23 protein-coding genes are annotated in these 22,835 nt (G+C 66.9%); 9 read left to right on the forward strand and 14 right to left on the reverse strand.

The window, feature by feature from the left end:
• Positions 1–31 precede the first annotated feature (31 nt).
• Complete coding sequence (locus tag M0R89_RS07755; RefSeq protein WP_248651981.1) at positions 32–1,234, forward strand: MFS transporter; 1,203 nt, start codon at positions 32–34, stop codon at positions 1,232–1,234.
• Between the two features lie 25 nt (positions 1,235–1,259).
• On the opposite strand, the gene M0R89_RS07760 is transcribed toward M0R89_RS07755, so the two are convergent.
• The 3 genes from M0R89_RS07760 to M0R89_RS07765 form a co-directional block, all read right to left on the reverse strand.
• Positions 1,260–1,451, reverse strand: a complete 192-nt coding sequence (locus M0R89_RS07760) for a hypothetical protein (protein WP_248651982.1) — start codon at positions 1,449–1,451, stop codon at positions 1,260–1,262.
• A gap of 77 nt (positions 1,452–1,528) precedes the next feature.
• Positions 1,529–1,660 carry a hypothetical protein gene (locus M0R89_RS23300; protein WP_256478531.1) on the reverse strand — a complete coding sequence of 44 codons (132 nt, stop codon included), beginning with the start codon at positions 1,658–1,660 and terminating at the stop codon, positions 1,529–1,531.
• Positions 1,661–1,786: 126 nt separating this feature from the next.
• The gene (locus M0R89_RS07765) at positions 1,787–2,974 is read right to left on the reverse strand and encodes a pyridoxal-phosphate-dependent aminotransferase family protein (protein ID WP_248651983.1); all 1,188 of its coding nucleotides are present in this window, start codon (positions 2,972–2,974) and stop codon (positions 1,787–1,789) included.
• A 190-nt stretch (positions 2,975–3,164) separates the two neighbouring features.
• Between M0R89_RS07765 and M0R89_RS07770 the strand changes: the two genes are divergently transcribed.
• Positions 3,165–3,401, forward strand: coding sequence for a DUF8593 domain-containing protein (locus M0R89_RS07770; RefSeq protein WP_248651984.1), 237 nt, complete (start codon positions 3,165–3,167; stop codon positions 3,399–3,401).
• A 50-nt stretch (positions 3,402–3,451) separates the two neighbouring features.
• Here the strand turns inward: M0R89_RS07770 and M0R89_RS07775 are convergent, their stop codons facing one another.
• Positions 3,452–4,300, reverse strand: a complete 849-nt coding sequence (locus tag M0R89_RS07775; RefSeq protein ID WP_248651985.1) for a hypothetical protein — start codon at positions 4,298–4,300, stop codon at positions 3,452–3,454.
• A gap of 190 nt (positions 4,301–4,490) precedes the next feature.
• Here M0R89_RS07775 and ligA point away from each other — a divergent pair, with 190 nt between their 5' ends.
• A complete protein-coding gene (ligA, locus tag M0R89_RS07780; RefSeq protein ID WP_248651986.1) occupies positions 4,491–6,563 on the forward strand; it encodes an NAD-dependent DNA ligase LigA in 2,073 nt (690 codons plus the stop codon).
• A gap of 22 nt (positions 6,564–6,585) precedes the next feature.
• Here the strand turns inward: ligA and M0R89_RS07785 are convergent, their stop codons facing one another.
• Complete coding sequence (locus tag M0R89_RS07785) at positions 6,586–7,470, reverse strand: ABC transporter permease subunit (RefSeq protein WP_248651987.1); 885 nt, start codon at positions 7,468–7,470, stop codon at positions 6,586–6,588.
• Positions 7,467–8,393 carry an ABC transporter ATP-binding protein gene (locus tag M0R89_RS07790; RefSeq protein WP_248651988.1) on the reverse strand — a complete coding sequence of 309 codons (927 nt, stop codon included), beginning with the start codon at positions 8,391–8,393 and terminating at the stop codon, positions 7,467–7,469. The genes M0R89_RS07785 and M0R89_RS07790 overlap by 4 nt, the downstream gene beginning before the upstream one ends.
• A gap of 154 nt (positions 8,394–8,547) precedes the next feature.
• Here M0R89_RS07790 and M0R89_RS07795 point away from each other — a divergent pair, with 154 nt between their 5' ends.
• On the forward strand, positions 8,548–9,468 hold the full coding sequence (locus tag M0R89_RS07795) for a lamin tail domain-containing protein (RefSeq protein ID WP_248651989.1): 921 nt from the start codon (positions 8,548–8,550) through the stop codon (positions 9,466–9,468).
• Between the two features lie 56 nt (positions 9,469–9,524).
• Here M0R89_RS07795 and M0R89_RS07800 read toward each other — a convergent pair whose 3' ends face one another.
• Positions 9,525–9,785 (reverse strand): DUF7967 family protein, encoded by a 261-nt coding sequence (locus tag M0R89_RS07800; RefSeq protein WP_248651990.1) that lies wholly within the window; start codon positions 9,783–9,785, stop codon positions 9,525–9,527.
• 246 nt (positions 9,786–10,031) lie between these two features.
• Between M0R89_RS07800 and M0R89_RS07805 the strand changes: the two genes are divergently transcribed.
• Entirely contained in the window at positions 10,032–10,646 is a 615-nt protein-coding gene (locus M0R89_RS07805; protein WP_248651991.1) for a hypothetical protein, read from the forward strand.
• A gap of 9 nt (positions 10,647–10,655) precedes the next feature.
• A complete protein-coding gene (locus M0R89_RS07810) occupies positions 10,656–12,482 on the forward strand; it encodes an excinuclease ABC subunit C (RefSeq protein ID WP_248651992.1) in 1,827 nt (608 codons plus the stop codon).
• 10 nt (positions 12,483–12,492) lie between these two features.
• Here M0R89_RS07810 and M0R89_RS07815 read toward each other — a convergent pair whose 3' ends face one another.
• Entirely contained in the window at positions 12,493–12,825 is a 333-nt protein-coding gene (locus tag M0R89_RS07815) for a hypothetical protein (protein ID WP_248651993.1), read from the reverse strand.
• Positions 12,826–12,997: 172 nt separating this feature from the next.
• Here M0R89_RS07815 and M0R89_RS07820 point away from each other — a divergent pair, with 172 nt between their 5' ends.
• Positions 12,998–14,053, forward strand: coding sequence for an SPFH domain-containing protein (locus M0R89_RS07820; RefSeq protein WP_248652248.1), 1,056 nt, complete (start codon positions 12,998–13,000; stop codon positions 14,051–14,053).
• Between the two features lie 80 nt (positions 14,054–14,133).
• Here M0R89_RS07820 and M0R89_RS07825 read toward each other — a convergent pair whose 3' ends face one another.
• The 3 genes from M0R89_RS07825 to uvrB all read right to left on the reverse strand — a co-directional run bounded on the left by M0R89_RS07825 (position 14,134) and on the right by uvrB (position 18,077).
• Entirely contained in the window at positions 14,134–15,414 is a 1,281-nt protein-coding gene (locus M0R89_RS07825) for a chloride channel protein (protein ID WP_248651994.1), read from the reverse strand.
• 50 nt (positions 15,415–15,464) lie between these two features.
• Complete coding sequence (locus M0R89_RS07830; RefSeq protein ID WP_248651995.1) at positions 15,465–15,890, reverse strand: universal stress protein; 426 nt, start codon at positions 15,888–15,890, stop codon at positions 15,465–15,467.
• Positions 15,891–16,013: 123 nt separating this feature from the next.
• Positions 16,014–18,077, reverse strand: coding sequence for an excinuclease ABC subunit UvrB (uvrB, locus tag M0R89_RS07835; protein ID WP_248651996.1), 2,064 nt, complete (start codon positions 18,075–18,077; stop codon positions 16,014–16,016).
• A 140-nt stretch (positions 18,078–18,217) separates the two neighbouring features.
• Here uvrB and M0R89_RS07840 point away from each other — a divergent pair, with 140 nt between their 5' ends.
• The gene (locus M0R89_RS07840; RefSeq protein WP_248651997.1) at positions 18,218–18,982 is read left to right on the forward strand and encodes a HEAT repeat domain-containing protein; all 765 of its coding nucleotides are present in this window, start codon (positions 18,218–18,220) and stop codon (positions 18,980–18,982) included.
• Positions 18,983–18,987: 5 nt separating this feature from the next.
• Here the strand turns inward: M0R89_RS07840 and M0R89_RS07845 are convergent, their stop codons facing one another.
• The 3 genes from M0R89_RS07845 to M0R89_RS07855 form a co-directional block, all read right to left on the reverse strand.
• Positions 18,988–19,620, reverse strand: coding sequence for a rubrerythrin family protein (locus M0R89_RS07845; RefSeq protein ID WP_248651998.1), 633 nt, complete (start codon positions 19,618–19,620; stop codon positions 18,988–18,990).
• Between the two features lie 203 nt (positions 19,621–19,823).
• A complete protein-coding gene (locus M0R89_RS07850; protein ID WP_248651999.1) occupies positions 19,824–20,639 on the reverse strand; it encodes a DUF7537 family lipoprotein in 816 nt (271 codons plus the stop codon).
• A gap of 218 nt (positions 20,640–20,857) precedes the next feature.
• Positions 20,858–21,724: a sulfurtransferase gene (locus M0R89_RS07855; RefSeq protein ID WP_248652000.1), complete on the reverse strand. Its 867-nt coding sequence runs from the start codon at positions 21,722–21,724 to the stop codon at positions 20,858–20,860.
• 234 nt (positions 21,725–21,958) lie between these two features.
• On the opposite strand from M0R89_RS07855, the gene M0R89_RS07860 reads away from it, so the two are divergent.
• Complete coding sequence (locus M0R89_RS07860) at positions 21,959–22,777, forward strand: sulfurtransferase (protein ID WP_248652001.1); 819 nt, start codon at positions 21,959–21,961, stop codon at positions 22,775–22,777.
• The last annotated feature ends 58 nt before the right edge of the window (positions 22,778–22,835 follow it).

Raw genomic sequence — 22,835 nt, forward strand, 5'->3', positions numbered from 1 at the left:
GACGCCTCGCTCCCCAGTGTCGAACGTTCCCGTGACCTCCGTTCGACGCGACAGACTCCGACTCGCGACCGTGGTGTTCGCCGTTCTGCTCGCGCAGGTCCTCCTCTACCCCGGCGTCCCCGACCTCGTGGCGGCGGTCGGCGCGACCACGGCGCTCGACGCGAGCATGTGGTTCCTCGCCGCCGAGTTCGCGGCGTTCGTCGCCTTCGCGGGGGTCTGGGGCGCGGTCAGCGACCGGTTCGGTCGCCGGACGCCGCTGGTCGTGGCCGGTGCGCTCGGCGGGTCGGTCGGCTACTTCGCGCTGGCGCTCCTGCCCGGCGCGCTTTCGCTGTCGTTCGGCGCGGTGCTGGCGCTCCGGGCGGCGCAGGGCGCGACCACCATCGGCGCGTTCTCGCTGGCGATGACGATGCTGATGGACTTGGAGGGCGGCCACGGCAAGAACATGGGCGCGGCGGGCATCGCCATCGGTCTCGGGACCGCGGTAGGCGCACCGCTCGGCGGGCGACTCTACGGCGTGGGGCCGCTGGTTCCGCTCTACGCCGCCGGGGGTCTGCTGGTCGTCGCCGGAGCGGTGGCCGCCTCGATACCCGACCGCGCGCCGCCCTCCGGCGGCGGGGAGAGCGCCCGATTTCGCCGTGCCGTCGCCACCCTGACCGAGCGCCCCGTGCTGGGACTGCCCTACGTCTTCGGGTTCGTGGACCGGTTCACCGCCGGGTTCTTCGCGCTGGTCGGGACGGTCTACTTCCGCGAGGCGTTCGGACTCGACGCCGCCGCGACCGGCCTGCTGCTCGGCCTGTTCTTCGCGCCGTTCGCGCTCCTCCAGTACCCGTTCGGCGTCCTCTCGGACCGCATCGGCCGGACCGGTCCCATCGTCGCCGGGTCGGCGCTGTACGGGTTCGCCGTGGTCGGGGTCGGACTCGCGCCGACCGTTCCGACCGCCGCGGTGGGGATGGTCGTCGTGGGCGTCATCGGGGCGTTGATGGCCCCGGCGACGATGGCGCTGGTCACCGACTTGTCGTCGGACGCCGGGCGCGGGACCGCGATGGCGGGGTTCAACGCCTTCGGGAGCATGGGCTTTCTCGCGGGCATCCTCGTCGGCGGGACGGTCGCCGACGAGTTCGGCTTCCTCGCGGCGTTCCTGACCGCGGGTGCCCTCGAAATCGCCATCGCCGTGGTCTCGATTCCGACGTTCCTCCGCATCGACCCCGAGAGCGCGAGCGCGTTCGGCGGGTAGGTTTCCGCGTCTGCCGAGGCGGTCGTCACCCGTTCGCGTTGTACACCACGCCGAGGAGCAGGCCGAAGACGAGAAAGAGGACGAGTCCGCCCCACCCGAGGCCGAGCAGGTCAGTCGCTTGCAGGACGACCACGCCGAACAGGAGGTAGGTGATGCGGTCGAGTTTCGCGGCGAGGGCGTTCAGGTCGGAGGGTGAGGGGGAGTCGTGAGCGGACATGTACGGGAATTCGGAGACCGATTTGAAAAATGTCGGGTTTCGTCCTCTTACCGAACGAGGCCGACGCTCGCTTGTCGCTACGAGAGCAGTTCGTACGCTGGCGTTGCACCGAAGAGAGACGAGAGGAGGGCGAACGCACCGAACACTGCGACGAGAACGATGATGGCCCGTAGCAGTCCTTGCAGGTCTTCGTCAATATCTTCTGACATCACGTCCGACGTGGTCAGTACTCGCTCGTAAAACCCGGGGCGACGGTATCGCTTCAATCGGATGGGGTAGAAAGGAATATAATGCTTTGAGAAACCTGTAGTGAGTTCGAGGACCGCTCGAAACGCCTACCGCAGAATCTCGCGCGCCGCCTCGACGCCCGCCTCGGCGTCCACGTCCTCGCCGGTCTCCTCGAAGGCCTCGCCGATGGTACGGACGCCACGCAGAATCTGCTCCGAGGAGAGACCGCCCATGTTGCTCACGCGGAAGATTTCGCCGCCGAGGTGGGCCTGCCCGCCCGAGATGGAGACGCCGCGGTCCTCGACGGCGTCGAAGAAGGCCTCGGGGTTCTCGCGGGTGTGGGCCGGGAGCGACACCGCAGTCAGGGTGTTGGAGTACTCGGTCGCGTCGTTGCGCTCGGCGAAGAGGTCGAGTCCCATCGCGGTGAACGCCTCGCGGAACGCCCGCGACTGCTCGCGGTGGCGCTCGATTCGCTCGCCCATTCCCTCCTCGACGATGTCCTCGACTGCGACCGCGAGACCGCGGAACAGCGGGACGGCGCTCGTGAACGGCGTCTGGTGGGAGTCGGCCTTCCGGAGGTGCCAGTCGAGGTCCTCGTAGAACGGCGCGGCGTCGCCGTCGAACGCCTTCTGTGCGGCCTCGGTGGCGTACATCGCGGAGGTCCCCGGCGGTGCCGCCAGACACTTCTGGGCGTCGGTGACGGCCACGTCCACGTTCCAGTCGTCGATGCGGAACTCGTCGCCGCCGATGGAGGTCACGCCGTCCACGACGAAGTGGGCGTCGTGTTCCGCCGCGATTTCGCCGACCGCCTCGACCGGGTTCAGCAGGCCCGTGGAGGTCTCGTTGTGGACCATCGTCACCACGTCGGTGTCGTCGTCCACGGTCTCGGCGACCGCGTCGAGGTCGAGCGAGTGGCCCCACGTCGCCTTCACGGGGTCGACCGAGGCGTACCGGTCGGCGATTCGCTCGAAGCGTCGGCCGAACTTGCCGTTGACCAGCGGGACGACCTTGCCGTCGTCGCCGCGTCCGCTGAGCGTACCGACGAGGTTCGCCACGGCGGCCTCCATCGCCATCGTCGCCGTGCCGTTGAAGACGAGACTGGTGCCGTCGCTCGCGGTCGTCTCGCCGTCGAGCGTCGATTGGGTAAACACGTGGTCGAGCGCGTCCTGCGCTCGCTCGTAGACGGCCTCGAACTCGGCGGAGCGGTGCGAGACCATGGGTTCGCTCATCGCCTGTCGTACCTCGCGGGTCACGGGAACCGGCCCGGGATTCAGCAGGAGGAAGTCCTCGCGCATGTGTCCACCCTCGTACGGATTCGGCTTAAGTACGCGGGGTCTTCGCAATACCCGCCATCTCTACAAAGAGCGATTGATTCCGGTCGCCTCGTCCCCGACCCCGGTGAGACCGGAGGACCGCCCGGTCGAAACCGACCTGACAGTCGAAGGCCACAGTACCCATCAGGGACCCTGTGGTACGTCCGTTGCTATGGCACAGTTCAGTGACAGCGACGAGGGCAAACCCGTCATGATGGGCGACGACAAGGTGGGAATGGTGCAGGAGGTCCGCGGCGACACCGCCTACGTCAACCCGGACGCCGGCATCACGGACAAGATCAAGGCGTCGCTCGACTGGGGCGACACCGACGAGGACACCTACCCGCTCGACGGGAGTAACGTAGACGCCGTCACCGACGACGAGATTCGACTCCGGAGCGACCTGTAACGGCGACTCGCGTTCGACCGCAGACGCTCTTCTTTCGTTTTCCGGCCCGTTCAGTCGGCTTCGACCTGTTCGGCGACGCTGTCGAGGTGGTCGAGACCGACGATTGCGACCGTCTCGCCCCGTTCGCGGAGCGCCGACAGCCTCTCGGCCATGCACTCCTCGCGGGTCTCGTCGCGGAGGCGGACCGGCCGCGGCGGGTCGAACGCCCGGAGGAGCGACTGGGAGCGCCGGGCCTGCGAAACCTCGTCGCGGGCCTGTACCGCGGGCGGGTCGGTCCGGTCGCAGTCGTGGTCCACGGGGTCGTCTACCTCGACCCGGAGCGAGGTCCGGTCGGCGACTGCGGCCGCGACCCGGCAGGTCAGCGCGTGGCGGGTCACGGACGCGACGCCCGACGCCACTCGCCGGAGCGTGCCGAGCGACGCGCCCGCCGACCGGCAGTTCCGGACGAGTCGCGCGAAGAACCCCGCCGTCGGCGCGTCGATGCCGACGACCTCGGCGTCGGTCTCGCCGGCGGCCTGCGCCGCGGCGCTCATCTCGCCGCCGAACGTCGGCGGAGTCCGACTCTCGCGGGCGTAGGTCTCGTAGAGGGGCACCGCCAGCGGCGGCGCTTCGAGCGCGACGACCGCGGGGTCGCGTTCCCGGACGACCGCGCGTGCGCGGTGGACGCTCGCGGGGTGGTCGTGGACGACCCCGACGACGGTCACGCCCTCGTCAGGGAGTCTCCGGACGTACTCGTCGTTCATCCGGGGGTCGTCCGCGGCGGGTTCGTTCTTCGGTTCGGAGGGACGCTCGCCGTCCGAGTCGCGGGGGCGGTCAGCGTCCGACTCGCTGGCGCGTTCGGCGCTCGATTCTCTGGGATGGTCGCGGTCCGATTCGGGGGAGTCGTTCGGGGAGGGCATCGACCTTGAGAGGCGGTATCACTATCCCCTCATAGTCTTTCGGATTTCCGGGCGCGATGGTGTTTTGGTACGAAAGTTTAGATTATTCCCCGCCTCTCCTCGAAGTTTAGGAGGCGGGCGGCCCAACTGGTCCTCGGTCCCGGCCGCCGATGGGACCGGATTTTTACCGGAGAGGCGACAACACCCGATAATGGCGAGTGCGAGCGCGGACGAGAACCCCTACGTCGAGGAGCCGACGACCGACTTCCGGCCGGTCGAGGAGTTGAGCGAGGCCGAGGCCGACGAGCAGGCCCGACTGCTCCGGGAGGCCATCCGCCTCCACGACTACCGCTACTACGTCGAGAACGACCCGACTATCGCCGACCGGACGTACGACGCCCTCTTCACCCGACTGCAGGACCTCGAAGACGCCTTCGACCTCCAGACCGCCGACAGTCCGACCCGCCGGGTCGGCGGCGAACCGCTGGACGAACTCGGCACGGTCGAACACGTCGCGCCGATGCTCTCCATCGATTCGAGCGGCGAGGTCGAGGACGTTCGGGAGTTCGACGAGCGGATTCGCCGCGAGGTCGGCGACGACGTGCGCTACGTCTGCGAACCCAAGTTCGACGGCCTCTCGGTCGAAGTCGTCTACGAGGACGGCGAGTACGTCCGGGCCGCCACGCGGGGCGACGGCTACACCGGCGAGGACGTGACCGAGAACGTCCGGACCATCGCGAGCGTGCCCCACCGACTCCGGGGCGACTACCCCGACCGTCTGGTCCTCCGCGGCGAGGTTCACATCCCCCAAGAAGCCTTCCGGAAACTCAACCGCGAGCGCGTCGAACGCGGCGAGGACCCCTTCGCCAACCCCCGGAACGCCGCGGCGGGCACCCTCCGCCAACTGGACCCCTCCGTGACCGCCGGGCGGCCGCTGGACTGCTTTTTCTTCGACGTGCTCGACTCGTCCTACGACTTCGAGTCCCACTGGGAGCAACACGAGACCCTGCCCGAGTGGGGCCTGAAGGTCAACGACCGCTCGGAGCGGACCGACGACATCGAAGACGCCGTCGACTACCGCGACCGTCTGATGGCCGACCGGCCGGACCTCGGCTACGAAATCGACGGCGTGGTCATCAAACTGGACGACCTCGCCACCTGCGCCGAGTTGGGGACCACCGAGCGTCACTACCGGTGGGCTTTCGCCTACAAGTTCCCCGCGCGCTCGGAGGTCACGACCATCACGGACGTGACGGTGCAGGTGGGCCGGACCGGCCGCCTGACGCCGGTGGCCCTGCTCGAACCGGTGGACGTCGGCGGCGTCACCGTCTCGCGCGCCAGCCTCCACAACCCCGAGGAAATCGCCGAGATGAACGTCAACGTCGGCGACGAGGTGGACGTGGAGCGGGCGGGCGACGTGATTCCCTACGTCGCCGAGGTGGTCGAGAAGCACGCCGAAGGCCACTACGTGTTCCCCGACCACTGCCCGGTCTGTGACAGCGCGGTGGAGTTCGACGGCCCGATGGCCTACTGCACCGGCGGACTGGCCTGCGTCGCGCAACTCCGGCGCGCGGTCGAGTACTACGCCAGCGACGACGGACTCGACATCGAGGGGCTTGGCGGCGAACGCGTCGAGCAACTCGTCGACGCCGGACTGATAGAGGACAGTCTGGCCGACCTCTACCGCATCGAGGAGGACGACCTCGTCGCCCTCGAAGGGTGGGGCGAGACCAGCGCCCGGAACCTGCTCGCGGAACTCGACGCGTCGAAACACCCACGCCTGCGGGAGTTCCTCTCGGCCATCGGCATCCCGAAGGTCGGCCCGGCGACCGCGACCGACCTCGCCCGCGAGTTCGGCGACCTCGACGCGATTCGGACCGCGACCCGCGAGGAACTGGAGGCCATCGAGGGCGTCGGCCCCAAGGTCGCCGACCAGATCGCGGAGTTCTTCGACTCGCCCCAGAACGAGCGCGTCATCGACGACCTCCTCGACGCCGTCGGCCCGCTCGAGACCCCGGACGAGACCGAGACCGGCGACGAACTGGCGGGCCTGACGTTCGTGTTCACGGGGTCGCTGGACGACTACACCCGGAGCGACGCCCGAGAGTTGGTCGAGGACCGCGGCGCGAACGCGACCGGTAGCGTCTCGGGCAACACGGATTACCTCGTCGCGGGCGGCAGTCCGGGTCAGACGAAACTCGACGCGGCGGACGACAACGACGTGCCGGTGCTGGACGAAGGCGATTTCGAGGCGTTCTTAGAAGAGCGGGGAATCGAGGCGTAGCGGGTCGGAGCGGCGGACCGGATTAGAGGTCCGACTTCTCGAACACCAGATAGCCGAGCGCGACCGGGACGAGCAACCAGAGCAGGAACTGGGCCAGCACGACCCAGTCCGACAGGTAGAACGGCAGGTCGCCGAACTGCTGGGTGATGACCTGCCGTTGCATCCTGCCGACGCTGTAGAGTCGCGCGCTGAGGACGCTGTCGGTGTAGAGTCGGGTCACGAGGCTCTCGTAGGCCCGAATCGGGTTGAAGAACTTGATGAACAGTCCGTACTTCAGGAGCGTCATCTGTTCCCAACCGAGACCGAGTTTGTCGTTGAACACGAGCAGGACGCGCCGGACCTGCGTCCAGAGCATCGTGAGGACGACGTAGAGTCCGACCGTGCCGAGCATCGCCCGCCGGTTCGTGGACGCCGCGGCGGAGACGCCGACCGCGAGGTTGACGAACACGACCCCGAGCAGGAGCGTCAGGCCGACGAACGCGAGATACTTCAGCGGTCCCACGTCGACGCCGTAGATGGCGAGGAGAATCGCCGCGAGGAGCATCGCCACGAGTATCGGGAGCGCGAGGACGCTGCTCCGGCCGGTGGCCTTCCCCGCGACCACGTCCTGTCGGGAGTGGGGCAGCGAGAGGAGCAACTTCAGCGACCCCGACTCGCGTTCGCCGATGATGGAACTGTAGGCGACGACGATGGCGACCAGCGGGACGATGAGCGCGACGACGCGGTTCCCGAGCGTCGGGACGAACACCTCGCCGGTCAGCGACCCGTTCCCGCTCGACTGGACGTTCGACCCGATGAGGTAGGCGCTTCCGACGAACAGGCCGAAGAAGATGGCCGACAGCGCCCACAGCCACTTCGAGCGCACCGCGTCCCGGAAGTCCTTCCGGGCGATGGCCTGCCACGTCATGCTTCGACCTCCTGTTTGTCGGTGGTGTAGTCCATGAACAGTTCTTCGAGCGAGGCCTCGTCGGTCTCGAAGTCCACCACGTCCACGCCGGTCTCCTCCAGCGTCGAGAGGACGGTCGTCTTCGCGTCGCTCTGGCAGGAGACGGTCAGGAGACCGCCGCCCTCGTCGAGTTCGACCTCGGAGACGCCGTCGAGGTCGCGCACGTCGTCGAGCGCCGCCTCGGAAACGTCGCCGACCGTGACCCGGAGGACGGTGTCGGCGCTGGTCGCCTCGCGCAGGCCCTCGATGGAGTCCTCGGCGACCAACTGGCCGTCGCGGAGGATGCCCACGCGGTCACAGACCGACTCGACCTGCCCGAGGATGTGGCTGGAGAAGAAGACCGTCGCGCCGCGGTCGGCCTCCTCGCGCACGATGTCGCGCATCTGGCGGGCGCCCTGCGGGTCGAGTCCGGTCGAGGGTTCGTCCAGCACCAGCAGGTCGGGGTCGCCGACCAGCGCCATCCCGAGGACGAGGCGCTGGGCCATCCCCTTCGAGTAACCGCCGGCCTTCCGGTCGCCGTCGCCGGAGAGGCCGACGCGTTCGAGGATGGCGTCGGGGTCGTCGTCCGCTTCCTTCGACTCGATGGCGAACTCGAGGTGCTGTCTCCCGGTCAGTCGGTCGTACACCGAGAACCCCTCGGGGAGGACGCCGAGGTGGTCGCGAACCGCGACGCTCTCGTCGTGAACGTCGCGGCCGAGGACCCGGATGTCTCCCTCGGTCGGGCGAACGAAGTCCAGCAGCATGTTGATGGTGGTGGACTTGCCCGCGCCGTTGGGGCCGAGGAAGCCGAACACCTCGCCTTCTTCGACTTCGAAGGAGAGGTCGCGGACGGCGACCACGTCGCCGTACCGCTTCGTTACTCCGTCTATTTCGATGGCGGCCATGGTCGCGCCTTTTGCGCTCTCCTACGTAAACCCTTGTCTTATCGTGTCGGCCGAACTGGATACTCGCGCCGCGCTCCCGTGCGAAACGTAACCAAACGTACCGAGACGATATTTATTAGAAGAAGATTTAAACTAAAAACTATATCGGATAGGCGTGCGACGAAAACAGCTCCTTTCGATAATCACGGCGGTAGCGCTCGTGGGAAGTCTGACGGTGGCCGGAAGCGCGGCGGTCCTCCCGACGACCCACGACGCGTCCACGAGTAGCATCAGCGACAGCGTGACCGTCACGGTCACGAGCGCGGCCGACGGCGACACGGTCGACGTCAGGTACTCCAACGGGTCGACCGACACGGTCCGACTCCTCGGCGTCGACACGCCGGAGGTCAACGTCGAGAACACGCCCGGCGAGTTCGAGGGCGTCCCCAACACCCAAGCGGGCAAGGACTGTCTCCGGAGCGCGGGGAAGAACGCGAGCCAGTTCACCAAGGACACTCTCGTCGGTAAGACGGTCACGCTGAAGTTCGACAGCCAGTCCGACCGGCGCGGCGACTACGGCCGCCTGCTGGCGTACGTCTACCTGAACGGCGAGAACTTCAACCTCGACCTCATCGAGAAGGGCCACGCCCGCGTCTACGACAGCACGTTCAGTCAGCGCGAAACGTTCTACAGCGCCGAGAACGAGTCGCAGGCCAACCTGCGCGGCCTCTGGCACTGTCGGACTATCGACGACGGCGGCGACGGCGGTAGCGGCGATAGCGGCACGGCCTCCGTCGAGTGGGTATACGCCGAGGCGAGCAATCCGAACGACGAACGCGTCCAGGTCAAGAACACCGGAAGCGGCGAACTCGACCTGTCGGGCTACACGCTCGAAGACGCGGCCGGACACACCTACACCTTCCCGAGCGGCTTCACGCTCGCTTCGGGCGACTCGGTCTGGGTCCACTCCGGGAGCGGTACCGACGACTCGGACGACCTCTACGCCGCCTTCGGCCACGAAATCTGGAACGACGGCGGCGACACGGCGTACCTCTACGACGAGAACGGCGACGAAGTCGACCGGCGCTCGTACTGACGCCGATTCCCGTCCGCGGCCTTTTTTCCGAAGCGAGCGACCTACGACGAGAGCGGTCAGACCGCGTCGTCCGGGTCGTGTTGCTCGGCCATGCGCGTCGCCTCGCTGGCGTACCGCTCGCGGGTCTCCTCGTCGTCCACAGCGTCCAGCGACTCGGGGTCGGCGTCCACGGCCGCGGTCACGTCCACGTGGTTGAGCATGTTCATCGACCGCTGCTTCTGGATGTACCGCTCGCCGTCGGTGGTCGCGTACACCAGCGAGACGAGTCCCTTGTCGGTGTACGTCCGCTCGACCAGCCAGAGTTTCGCGTCGTCCATGCCCCGAACCTGTCCCGGGAGCGAGTTGAAACCTCCGGGTCGGACGCCGACGTCGCTCGCACCGATTGGCGTCAACGTCGCTCACACCGGCGGACGCCAACGTTACTCACACCGACGATGCCAGTAGGGTTAAGATGGAAAGCGGCGTACCGAGATACAAATGATGGACCACGGGTGGCACGACTGCTGGGGTCGCGGACGACGAGGTACTGGCCGCAACCGTTTCGGCCCGCTCCCGGCGACCCGATGACGACGACCCAGTCCCCGCTGTCGCAGGCGACGGACGACCGCCTCTCCCAGATGCTGTTTCAGGGCGAGGAGGTCGAGGAGGAGTTCACCGTCGAGGGGGCCCGCGTCGCGGTCACGACCCACCGCGTCCTCGTGTTCACGCCCGACGGCGACGGACGGCGGTTCGACCACGCCGACCGGCCCAACGTCCTCGACGCCACCGTCGAGACCACCGGAAGCGACTCCTACGTCGGGTGGGGCGTCCGGTCGGGAGTCTACGGCGCGGTGCTGTTCGGCGGCGGCGTCCTCCTCCAAACCAGCGGCATTCTCGACAGTCTCAGCGGCGTCACCCCGCCCGAGGACGCGCCGGGCGCCGGCATCGCGCAACTCGTCTCCGTCCTCCCGAAGGCCCTCGGCATGCTCACCACCGTTCTGCTGGTCGGCGGCGGCCTGCTGGTCGTCGGTGCGCTCGCGCTCGTCGCTCTCTACTTCAGTTCTCGCGAGCGCGAACTCGTCATCGAGCGCGCGGGCCGGGACCCGATGCGGGTGCCGGTCAGCGACGACGACGCCGAGGACGTCGCCCGACGGCTCCGGGCCGCGGTAGGAACAGGTTCAAAGCCGCGTAGCGACTAGCTGCGCTCGATGGACGGGGATGCGGTACGCGAGCGCGCCGGGGAGTTGCCTCGCCAACCGGGGGTCTACCAGTTCGAGGACGGCGAGACGGTGGTCTACGTCGGCAAGGCCGTGGACCTCCGGGACCGCGTGCGGTCGTACGCCGACCCGCGGGGCGAGCGTATCCGTCGGATGGTCGAACGCGCCGACAGCATCGACTACTCGGTCACGGACACCGAGACGCAGGCCCTCCTGTTGGAGGCCAACCTCATCAAGCGGTTCCAGCCGCGGTACAACGTCCGACTGAAGGACGACAAGTCCTACCCGCTGGTCCAACTCACCGACCACGAGTTCCCCCGCATCGAGATTACCCGCGACCCGGACCCCGAAGCCCGCGCCCGACGCGACGGCGGCGGGGTCGGCGCGTCAGGCGGCGGTCCCGCCGTCTCCGGCCCGCGCGTGTTCGGGCCCTTTACGCGGAAGACGCAGGTCGAGACGGTCGTGAAGGCGCTCCGGGAGACCTACGGCGTCCGTGGGTGTTCGGACCACAAGTACAGCAACCGCGACCGGCCCTGCCTCGACTACGACATCGGTCTCTGCACCGCGCCCTGCACCGACGAAATCGACCGCGAGTCGTACGTCGCCGACGTGGAGTCGGTGGTCCGCTTCTTCGAGGGCGAGACCGGCGTCCTCGCCGACCCGCTCCGCAGGCAGATGGAGGACGCCGCCGCGAACCGGGAGTTCGAGCGCGCGGCCAACCTCCGGGACAAACTCGACGCGGTCGAGGGGTTCCACGGCGGCGCCGGCGAGGCGGTCGCCAGCGAAAGCGACGAGCGCACCGTGGACGTGCTGGGCGTCGCGCTCGAAGGCGACTCGGCGACCGTCGCGCGCCTCCACAGCGAGTCGGGCCAACTCGTGGACCGCGAGCGCCACGCCGTGACGATTCCCGAGGGCGACGCCGAGACCGACGCGCCCGACGCCGACACCCGGGCCGGCGCGGTCCTCTCGGCGTTCGTCACCCAGTTCTACACCGAGCGCGACCTGCCCGACGCCCTGCTGTTCTCCGACCGGCCCGACGACGAGGAGGTCCTCGACTGGTTGGAGGGCGAGGGCGTCGCGGCCCGGGTGCCGGGCGCCGGCCGGGAGGCGACGCTGGTGGACCTCGCGCTCAAGAACGCCCGGCGGGGCGCGAGCGAACCCGACGCACTGGCCGCCCTCCGGGACGCGCTGGACCTCGACAGGGTGCCCCGGCGCATCGAGGGCTTCGACGTGAGCCACGCCCAAGGAAAGCACGCGGTCGGCAGCGACGTGGTGTTCGAGGACGGTTCGGCCGACAAGTCGGGCTACCGCCGGAAGAAACTCGACGACCGGAACGACGACTACGCCAACATGTACGACCTCGTCCGGTGGCGGGCGTCTCGCGCCGTCGAGGGCCGCGACGACCGGCCGGACCCCGACCTCCTGCTCATCGACGGCGGCGAGGGCCAACTCGGCGCGGCCCGCGATGCGCTCGCGGACGCCGAGTGGGACGTGCCCGCGATAGCGCTCGCCAAGGACGAGGAGGTCGTGATTACGCCCGACGGAACGTATGACTGGCCGAGCGACGCCGACCACCTCCACGTCCTCCAGCGCGTCCGCGACGAGGCCCACCGCTTCGCGGTTCGGTACCACCAGACGCTCCGGGACGACGTGTCGACCGAACTCGACAACGTGCCCGGCATCGGCCCGGAGACCCGCCGGAAACTCCTCCGGCGGTTCGGGAGCGTCGAGGGGATTCGGGCCGCGTCGGTCGCGGAGTTGCGGGAAGTCGAGGGCGTCGGCGAGAAGACCGCGGAGACCATCGAGCGGCAGTTGTGACGCCTATCGCTCAACCCTCGCTCAAGTGTTCGCGCGTCCGGCCCGAGTATCCGACGACGACTGCGACCAGCAGCAACGTCGTCAGGCCGACGAAGAACGGGTTGAACCGCTGTAACACCACCTCTGCGAGCATCCCGACCCCGCCGACGGCCGCGAGCCTGTAACGCCCGGTCCAGATGCCCGCCGCGGCCGCCGTCGAGAACAGGAGAGCGAGCAGATACGCCAGTAGGAAGTCCACACCACCGAATCCGCCCTCGAACAGGACGGCCCCACCGCTCAGTAGGAGGATGACGACCACACCGACCGAGAACCCTTTCGCCAGAGCGACGCGCGTGTTGGCCATACTTCCCTTTGTCCGGCCAGCGACATAAACGTCAAACGTTAAGCCGCCTTAGCCTCGATTGAGCGACATGAACAATCCGTTCTACGAGTTGGGGCGACTCACCGCCGGCCGGAACGTCTCGCGCCTGCTGGCGGGCGTCGTCGCGGTCCTCGCGCTCCTCTTTCTCCTCCCCATGCTGGACACCCTGACGGTCGTCGGTCTGCTGGCGCTGGGACTCGTCGTCGCGGTTCTCGCCAGCGCGGTCGAAATCGTCGGTCCCTACGAGAAGCGCGCGCTGACGGTGTTCGGCGAGTACCGGGGACTGCTTGGTCCCGGCCTGAACCTGATTCCGCCGCTCGTGAGCAGGACTCACACCTTCGACATGCGGACCCAGACGCTCGACGTGCCCGAACAGGAGGCCATCACGGAGGACAACTCGCCCGTGACCGCCGACGCGGTCATCTACATCCGAGTGATGGACGCCGAGAAGGCGTATCTGCAGGTCGAGAACTACGAGAAGGCGGTCTCGGACCTCGCCCAGACCACGCTCCGGGCGGTGGTGGGCGACATGGAACTCGACGAGACGCTCCGACAGCAAAAGGAGATAAACTCGCGCATCCACCGGGAACTCGACCGGCCGACCGACGACTGGGGCGTCCGGGTCGAAGCCGTCGAGGTCCAGTCGGTGATGCCGACCCCGACTGTCGTGAGCGCGATGGAGCAACAGACCGCGGCCGAGCGGCGGCGACGCGCGATGATTCTGGAGGCGCAGGGCGAGCGCCGGAGCGCCATCGAGACGGCCCGAGGCGAGAAGGCCGCGAACGTCATCCGAGCGCAGGGCGAGAAGCAGAGCCAGATTCTGGAGGCGCAGGGCGACTCGATTTCGACCGTCCTCGGCGCGAAGTCCGCCGAGTCGATGGGCGAACGCGCGGTCATCGACAAGGGACTGGAGACGCTCGACGCCATCGGACAGGGCGACTCGACCAGTTTCGTCCTCCCGCAGGAACTCACCTCGATGGTCGGCCGGTACGGCAAGCACCTCACGGGGAGCGACGTGGCCGGAGACGGCCGATCGCTCGACAGCCTCGACTTCGACGCCGAGACCGAGGAACTGCTCGGACTGGATGACGTGGAGGAGATGCTGTCGCCGGAGGACGGCGAGGGCGACGGGGTGAACTTCGACGAGACGGACTTCGACGAGGCCGACGAAACCACGGAGCGCGCCCCCGAGTACTCGACGTCGGAATAAGCGACGCTCCGACGCTCACCGTCAGTTCTCTGCCTGCTCTCCGCTCGTTCTCCGCCGTTCCTTCGAGTCCGCTCCGTCGGTCAGTCGTCACCGACGTGGAAGTTCGGCGACTCGTTCCGGGGCGCGGCCGCTTCGAGGAACTGGAGTCCGGGACTCCCGACGAAGGCGATTAGACTTGCCAAGAATATCGGCGTGATGCTCGCGCCGTCGGTCAGCGCAATCGCGATGAGCGCCGACGAGAGCGGCGTCGCCGTCACGACCGAGTTGAACGCCGCCATCCCGGCGAGCATGGCGAACGTCGGCGGGAGACTCGGGACGACGAGCGCGGCGGCCTGCCCGACGAGCGCGCCCATGAACATGTGCGGGATGATGAGACCGCCGAGCCAGTTCCCGTGAATCGTGAGCGCCGCCGCGACCATCGTGCCCGCGAGCGTGAGCAACAGCACCTCCAGCGAGAGCGTCTCCGACAGCAGGACGTTCATCTTCGACCCGCCGTAGAAGTACGTCAGCGGGAGCGCGTATCCGAGGACGCCGATACCGAGACCCGCCAGCGTCGTCCGGACGTACACCGCCGGCGACCACCTGTTGAAGAGTCGCCCCACGAACGCGAACGTCTGGGTGTACGCGAACCCGAAGGGGACGCAGACGCACCCGACGCCGATTGCCGCGACCAACTGCCACGGTTCGACCGGAACGAGGGTGCTCGCGCGCCACGCGGGGAACAGTTCCATCCCGCCCAACAGCACCTCGGTGAGATACCCCGCGAAACTGGCCACGAACGTCGGCACGACGGCCTCGTAGTATTCGAGACCCCGCTTGTGCGGGAGTTCCAACCAGAGGAGCGCCCCGCCGATGGGCGCCCCCAGAATCGCGCCGAACCCCGCGCCCATCCCCGCGAGCGTCAGCAACTTCGTGGAACTCTCGAACCCGAACAATTCCGCTATCTTCGTTCCGAACGACCCGCCGACGACGCTCATCACGCCTTCGGGGCCGGCGTTCTGTCCGGCGACGAGTCCGACGAGTCCCACCGGAACGACCGGGACGTTCTCCTCGATAGGGACGTGTCCCTCGCGGTGAAACTGCTGGACGAGCGCGGAGAGCGCGCCCGGGTAGAAGGTACGGTAGAGGATACCCCCGATGAGCAGTCCCGCGGCGGTGCTGACCGCGACTCGCCAGTACAGTTGGGGGAGCGCGGACCAGAGGTGGTGCTTGAGAAACAGCCACACGACGCGGAACGCCGTCGCCACGAGTCCCACGGCGACGCCGAGTATCGCGGCCACCAACAGGTGGTGGTGGAAGTTGCGCTCGTCGGCCCACCGGAGCACGCCGTGTAACCCGTCCGCCGCTACGCGTCTCGTCATCTACGTCTCCCTCGCTCTTCGAGACAGTCGTGGCTTACGTTTCGCGCCGCCTACTCGCGCTGGACCGCCACGACCGGCACGTCGCCCGTGCGGATGACTCGCTCCGTGACGCTGCCCATGACGACCCTGTCGACGCCCGACCGGCCGTGCGTACTCATGACGACGAGGTCGATGTCGCGCTCGTCGGCGTACGAGAGGATGGTACGGTGTGGAGTCCCGACTTCGACGTCGTCGGTCACTGACACTCCCCGCTGGCTGGCCTCCGTCACGATGGACGACATCGAGTCTTCCACTCGCGCTTCGACGGCCTGCTGGCGCTCGTCGCCGTGACCGACGATGGACGTGGTCTCCGTCTCGTCGACGACGTGAAGCACGTACAGTTCGGCGTCGTATCGCTCGGCGTGACTGACGGCGTGGGACACGGCCGATTCGGCGGCCCGACTCCCGTCGGTCGGAAGCAGTATCCTGTCGTACACGTCCGACGGTTCGGCGCGTTTCGCCTTAAGTTTGGTAACGACTGACTCGCGCTCTCCGAAGGCGCGTCGCGCCCCGGCATTTCGTCGGAAAAGCGGTCGGACTCGTCTCGCCGTCGGGGACGCTCAGAACCCTTCGGTCGGCTCCGGTACCCCGTCGCCCTCCACGTCCACGTCGACCTCGAACTCCTCGCGGAGTTCTCGGATGCGGTCGCGGATGTCCGCGGCGAGTTCGAATTCGAGGTTGCTCGCGGCGTCGTTCATGCGCTCCTCCAACTCCTCGATGCGGCGCTCGGCCTCCTCGTCGGTCTCGGGTTCGCCGTCGGTGACGCCGGAGGTGTCGGTCTTGCTCCCCGGCAGGTTGGCGTCCGAGACCTCCTTCTCGATGGTCGTCGCCTCGAAGCCGTGTTCCTCGTTGTACTCCTGCTGGATGCGGCGGCGGCGCTGGGTCTCGCCGATTGCGGCGTCCATCGCGTCCGTGACCTCGTCGGCGTAGAGGACCACCTCGCCGTTGACGTTCCGGGCGGCCCGGCCCATCGTCTGGACGAGCGAGGTCTCCGAGCGCAGGAACCCCTGCTGGTCGGCGTCGAGGATGGCGACGAGCGAGACCTCCGGGATGTCGAGGCCCTCGCGCAGCAGGTTGATGCCGACCAGCACGTCGAACTCGCCGAGTCGGAGGCCCCTGACGAGTTCGTGGCGTTCGAGCGTGTCGGTCTCGTCGTGCATGTACTCGACCGCCACGCCCGCCTCCTCTAGATACTCCGTCAGGTCCTCGGCCATGCGCTTGGTCAGGGTGGTCACGAGGACGCGCTCGTCGTTGTCGGTCCGCTTCTCGATGCGGTCCATCAGGTCGTCTATCTGGCCCTCGGCGTCCGAGACCTCCACCTTGGGGTCCACGAGGTGGGTCGGTCGGACGATTTGCTCGACTATCTGGTCGCTCTGCTCGCGTTCGTAGTCGGCGGGAGTCGCCGAGACGTAGAGGGTCTTGTCGGTCTTCTCCTCGAACTCCTCGAACGTGAGCGGCCGGTTGTCGTAGGCGGTCGGCAGGCGGAACCCGTTCTCGACCAGCGAGTCCTTCCGGGACTTGTCGCCCGCGAACTGGCCCTTTATCTGGGGGACGGTCTGGTGGGACTCGTCGATGACGGTGAGGAAGTCGTCGGGGAAGTAGTCGAGCAGGGTGTAGGGCGCGTCGCCCGGTTCGCGGTCCGAGAGGTAGACCGAGTAGTTCTCGATGCCCGAACAGTAGCCCGCCTCCTTCATCATCTCCAAATCGAAGGTCGTGCGCTCCTCGATGCGCTGGGCCGCGACGAGGTCGTTGTTCCGCTCGAAGTACCGGATGCGGTCGTCCAAGTCGTCCTCGATTTCGGCGACGGCGTCGGCCATCGTCTGCTCGGGGATGGAGTAGTGTTCGCCGGGGTGGACGAGGACCGCCGACTCCTCCGACTGGACCTCTCCCTCCAGCGGGTCCACTTTCAGCATGCGGTCTATCTCGTCGCCCCACAACTCGACGCGCACGGCGTACCGGCCGTACATCGGGAAGATTTCGATGGTATCGCCCCGCACTCGGAACGTACCCTGCGTGAAGTCCACGTCGTTGCGCTCGTAGTTCAGGTCCACGAGACGGGCGAGCAGTTCGTCGCGGCCGATTTCGTCGCCCACTTCGAGGCGGAGGCTCATCTCCTCGTAGTTGCGCGGGTCGCCCAGTCCGTAGATGGCCGACACCGAGGCCACCACGATGACGTCGTCGCGGGTCAGCAGCGACCGGGTCGCGGAGTGGCGCAGGCGGTCTATCTCCTCGTTGATGGAGGCGTCCTTCTCGATGTACTTGTCGGTCTGCTCGACGTAGGCCTCGGGTTGGTAGTAGTCGTAGTAGGAGACGAAGTACTCGACGGCGTTGTCCGGGAAGAGGTTGCGGAACTCCTCGTACAACTGCGCCGCCAGCGTCTTGTTGTGCGCGATGACCAGCGTGGGTTTCTGAATCTCCTCGACCACCCACGAGACGGTGTTGGTCTTCCCGGACCCCGTCACTCCCAGTAGCGTCTGCTTGTCCATGCCCGACTCGAACCCCGCGGCCAACTGTTGGATGGCGTCGGGTTGGTCGCCCGCGGGGTCGAAGGGCGCCTCGACCCGGAAGTCGCTCTCGGCCTCGGGTCTGTCGGGCGAAAGCGGCCCGCTATCGGCGTCACTCATTGTAACGCGAGGTAGGGATTGAAGCTACTTTACCCTCTCGTCGCGGCGGTGTTCGCTCCGTCCGTCACGGTTCGACGACCGGTCCCGACGGAAACACCGTCCTGCGCAAGCACTTTGTCGCTCCTCCGAGATGTCGGACTATGGACGCCCGGCTTCCGGTCGAAATAGTCGAGCGCGAACCCTCCGCGGTGTACCGCGGGACGGTGTACGACCAGGACGTGGTGGTCCGCGCAGACGGGTCCGATTTCAGGGTGTTCGACAAGAACGCCGTCGTGACCCCCGTTATGGTCGGGACGACGCGAAATATCGACTTGCACGTCTGGGGTTACGAGGCGACCATCGGACTCGCCGACGAACGACGCGGCCTCGAACCGGGCGAGCACGGGTTCACCGTGCGCGGGGCGGTCAATGACCTCGAACGAGAACTGCTCGACGTGGGTCCGGGCACGGTCAAAATCGACGTCGAGGACTTGCCGGACGGTACCGAGGAGGGCGACTTCGTGGAGTTGCGGGCCGCGTGCGCCAAGTACCTCTCCGACGTGGCGGGTCGTCGCAACTACGAAGAACGGTACGAGTACTTCCTCGAACGCTTACGCGACGACGACCCGGATGTGCGGGCGGAAGCGGCGAAGTATCTGGCCGAGCGGGGGTCGACGCGGTGTCTCGACGCACTGATTTCGACGGCGGAGGACGACCCGGTCCCCGAGGTACGCGCCGCCGCTACGCAGGCGCTCGGCGTTATCGGTGCGGCCACCTCCACTTCCAGCGAGGACGCCGCCCCGCGAATCCGGCGGTCGCTGGAGCGAGTGCGCGAAGACGAAGCCGAAGCGGTGCGTGAGGCGGTTCGAGACGCCGAGGAGGCCTTCGAGGACTACGATGCTGCGTCAGCGCTCGTTCTGAAGTGATCCGGTTAACAGACCGGTTTCGGATTCACGCCCATCCCTTCCAGCGTCTCGGTGTACTCCTCGTAAGCCGCCTGAATCGCGCCGGCGGCGGCCTCCAGCGCGGCGTCCCAGTCCTCGTCGCTCTCGCAGACCGACTCCAGAAGCTCTCTTCCGCGCTCCAGTTGTCCGTCCAGGTCGTCGCCCAAGTCCCGAAACAGTTGGGCGGTCTGCGGGTCGGCCTGCCCGACGAAGAAGCCGACCATCTGCTCCTTGGACTTCTCGCTGGCGAGCGTCCGACCCAAGAACCCGCCGACGCGGGCGGCGTCGCCGTCGAGGCCGCGCAGGTATTCGTGGATGGCGGGCACCTCGCTCGGTTCGTGGTCGCCGTCCAACTTGCCGACGACCTGCTCGTAGTGGTCGCGTTCCTGCTCGGCGAAGTCGGCGAACGTCTCGCGGACCGCCTCGGCGGCGTTCCCGTCGTCGGCCCACTGCTGGAACGTCTCGCTGGCGGCGTACTCGGCCTCCGCGGCGGCGCGAAACACGGTCTCGGGTTCCATCTCGCCCTCGGTCTCGGCGTAGAGCGACTTCGAGGACCCGAGTCGCGAGAGCGCGGTCTCGTTGTCGTCGCGGACGGTGTCGAGGAATTCCTCCGGGTTCATGCTCGGGCATACGGAAACCAGTCGCTTGTAAGTAGCGTCTGCGGCGAGAAATCGAATCGGCCGACCGAACCCGCTGCCGTGGTCGAGTTGCGTAGACTGCGGTCGCCGGTCGGTACCGCTACCTCGTCGTCCGAGATGCCCCGCCCGTCGTCGGCGACTCGGACTGCTCTAAGAGGCGGAAGGAGGACTTGCGGACGCCTTCTCTACGACCTGCCCTTCGACTGCTCGTATGCTTCCCCGAGCCAGTCCGGCCGTTCCACCGTCACATTGCTACCCACTTTGACTCGGTACTCTCGGCGAACTCTCACCGTCTTGTTCCCTTTCGACAGGGTGTATCGGTGGGTGATTCGATGAATGAGGCCTCGCTCGTCGATTACCGCGATACTGGTGAAGTTCGTCGCGTCTACCGGGAACCAAGTGTAGTTATCTTGGTGGAATCGATACTCGATGAACGTTCGGCCGTCTCGGCGGTAGGCTTCTGTTTCCGTGTAGTTCACCGTCCGAAAGAGTTCTGTCGCGGAAGTCGGCAAGATGGAAGCGGTGTCGTTGGACCACGTGTTTTCCCGGTGCCACTCTCGGTGGCGCGTGTCGTTGAAACCGACTTCCTTCCGAGGTTTGACGAGGTACAACGAGGATGTCCCGCTCATGTCTTGTTTCCGAAACACGGTCGTTTCGTTGACAAAGAGTGCGGGCGTGGTCCCATCTCCTCGTTCCATACGAACTCTGAGCTGTCTCGTATCGAGATTGCTCTCCGTGACCGAACGAATGACGGTAGTGTTTTCGCCTCGGTCCCTTCGAATCTCGAACGTTGCCTCGTAGTTCTTGTCAGCGAGAAAGTCATCGTGATTGTTGACGACTGTCTGCCGATTTTCGATTCCGGATTCGTTCGTCCCTTCCGGGAAAGTCACCTCTTCGAGGGGGACTGACGCTCTCGAATCGGTAGTTCCGGTCAGCGAACCGGCACACCCCGACAGAACGAGAAGGGCGAACAGACTGACTGTCAGTAGTGTTTTCCGCATCGTATTGTATCAGATTCCTCTTCTATTGATAAATATTCATAATACCGGTGATTGGACGTGCGTAGGTTTACACCGAGGTCACGAGACTGAATAGTTGAAATTTGGAAGAAATAAGCGGTTAGCGGCGCGTCGTCTTACTCCGGGATAGGGCCGCTATTCTCCACTGCTAGCGTCAGTGGTGAATACGTTGCCTCGCGGCCTGCCGGCACGCTCGGCCGCTATTCTCCACTGCCGGTCTCGATGGGCGCGTCCACGAGGTTGCCCCACTCGGTCCACGACCCGTCGTAGTTGACGGTGTCGTCGTAGCCGAGCAGTTCGTGGAGCGCGAACCACGCGACCGACGAGCGCTCGCCGATGCGGCAGTACGCGACCGTGGTGCCCTCGCCGTCGATGCCTTCCTCGGCGTAGAGGTCTTCGAGTTCGTCGCGGGTCTTGAACGTGCCGTCCTCGTTAGTGACGGCCGCCCACGAGATATTCTTCGCGCCCGGGATGTGGCCGCCGCGCTGGGCGGTCTCCTGGAGTCCCGGCGGGGCGAGGACCTCGCCGCTGTACTCCTCGGGCGACCGGACGTCCACGAGGGGAACGCCGCGGTCGATGGCCTTCTCCACGTCGTCGCGGTAGGCCCGGATGGACTCGCGGGGACCCGCGGCGTCGTAGCTCTGTTCGGAGAAGTCGGGCGTCTCGTCGGTGGTCTCGTAGTCGTTCTCGACCCAGTACTCGCGGCCGCCGTCGAGCAGGCGCACGTCGTCGTGGCCGTAGTACTTGAACTGCCAGTAGGCGTAGGCCGCGAACCAGTTGGAGTTGTCGCCGTAGAGGACCACGGTGGAGTCCTCGGTGATGCCGTGAGAGCCCAGCAGGTCCTCGAAGTCGCCCTTCTCGAGGATGTCGCGCTGGGTCTGGTCCTGCAACTGGGTCTCCCAGTTGAAGCCGATTGCGCCCGGCGCGTGGGCCTCGTCGTAGGCCTCGGTGTCCACGTCTACCTCCACGAGTCGGTACTCGGGGTCGTCGCTCTGGAACTCGTCGAGGTGGTCGGCCACCCAGTCGGCCGTGACGAGGACGTCGTTCGCGTACTCTGAATCGCTCATAACCATCTAGGTCTACACGACCTCGCGTTATATCCTCTTTACTTACGGTAGGTAACGCCATCTGTCCCCCGTTCCGGAGAGTATTGCCGATAGCCGCCTCGCTGGTCCCTGACCGGTCGGGGCCGACATGTCTCGCTTCCCGAGAAGCGGATTATCTCGCCGGTAGCTGTGAGACCGGGCGAATCGCCGGCCGGAACCCGAGACATTTAGCGGCGGCCGTTCTACCCCCGCCCGATGAACGAGAACGTCGTAGTCAGCGCCGACTGGCTCGCCGAGCGCCTCGACGAGGTGACGGTCGTGGACGTGCGCGAGTCGTGGGAGTACGACGGCATCGGCCACGTTCCCGGCGCGGTCAACGTCCCCTTCGATTCGTTCCGCGACGAGGAGGGCGAGAGCGAAAGCGCGGAACGGAGTGGCTCGGACCCGCGAGACGCCGGGACCCTTCCGGGCGCGGAGACGTGGGCCGACCTGATGGGCGAGGCGGGCGTCTCGGCCGACGACACCGTGGTCGCCTACGACGACACCCACGGCGTCTTCGCCGCGCGGTTCCTCGTGACCGCCGAAGCCTACGGCCACACCGACCTCCACCTGCTCGACGGCGACTACAGTTCGTGGATGCGCGAACACGAGACGTCCGGCGACGCGCCCGACCCGGACCCGACGACGTACGAGGTCCGCGACCCGGAACACTCTCCGTTCGTGGGCCGCGAGGAGGTCGAAGCGGCGATAGACGACCCCGACAGCGTCCTCGTGGACACCCGCGACGACTGGGAGTTCGAGGAGGGCCACCTCCCCGGCGCGGTCAACCTCGACTGGCGCGAACTCGTCGACGACGAGACCCGCGGGCTGAAACCCCGCGACGAGTTGGAGTCGATTTTGGACGCTCACGACATCACGCCCGACAAGCGCGTGGTCCTCTACTGCAACACGGCCCGGCGAATCAGCCACACCTACGTCGTCCTCTCGTCGCTCGGCTACGAGAACGTCGCCTTCTACGAGGGCAGTCTGACCGACTGGGAGTCGGTCGGCGGCCCCATAGAGACGGAGTCGTAACCGCTCGCGTCTCCGACGCGCCACACATCCGCTCGGACCAACAGGTCACGAACGGTAT

Source organism: Halorussus limi (genome assembly GCF_023238205.1).
GTDB lineage: Archaea > Halobacteriota > Halobacteria > Halobacteriales > Haladaptataceae > Halorussus > Halorussus limi.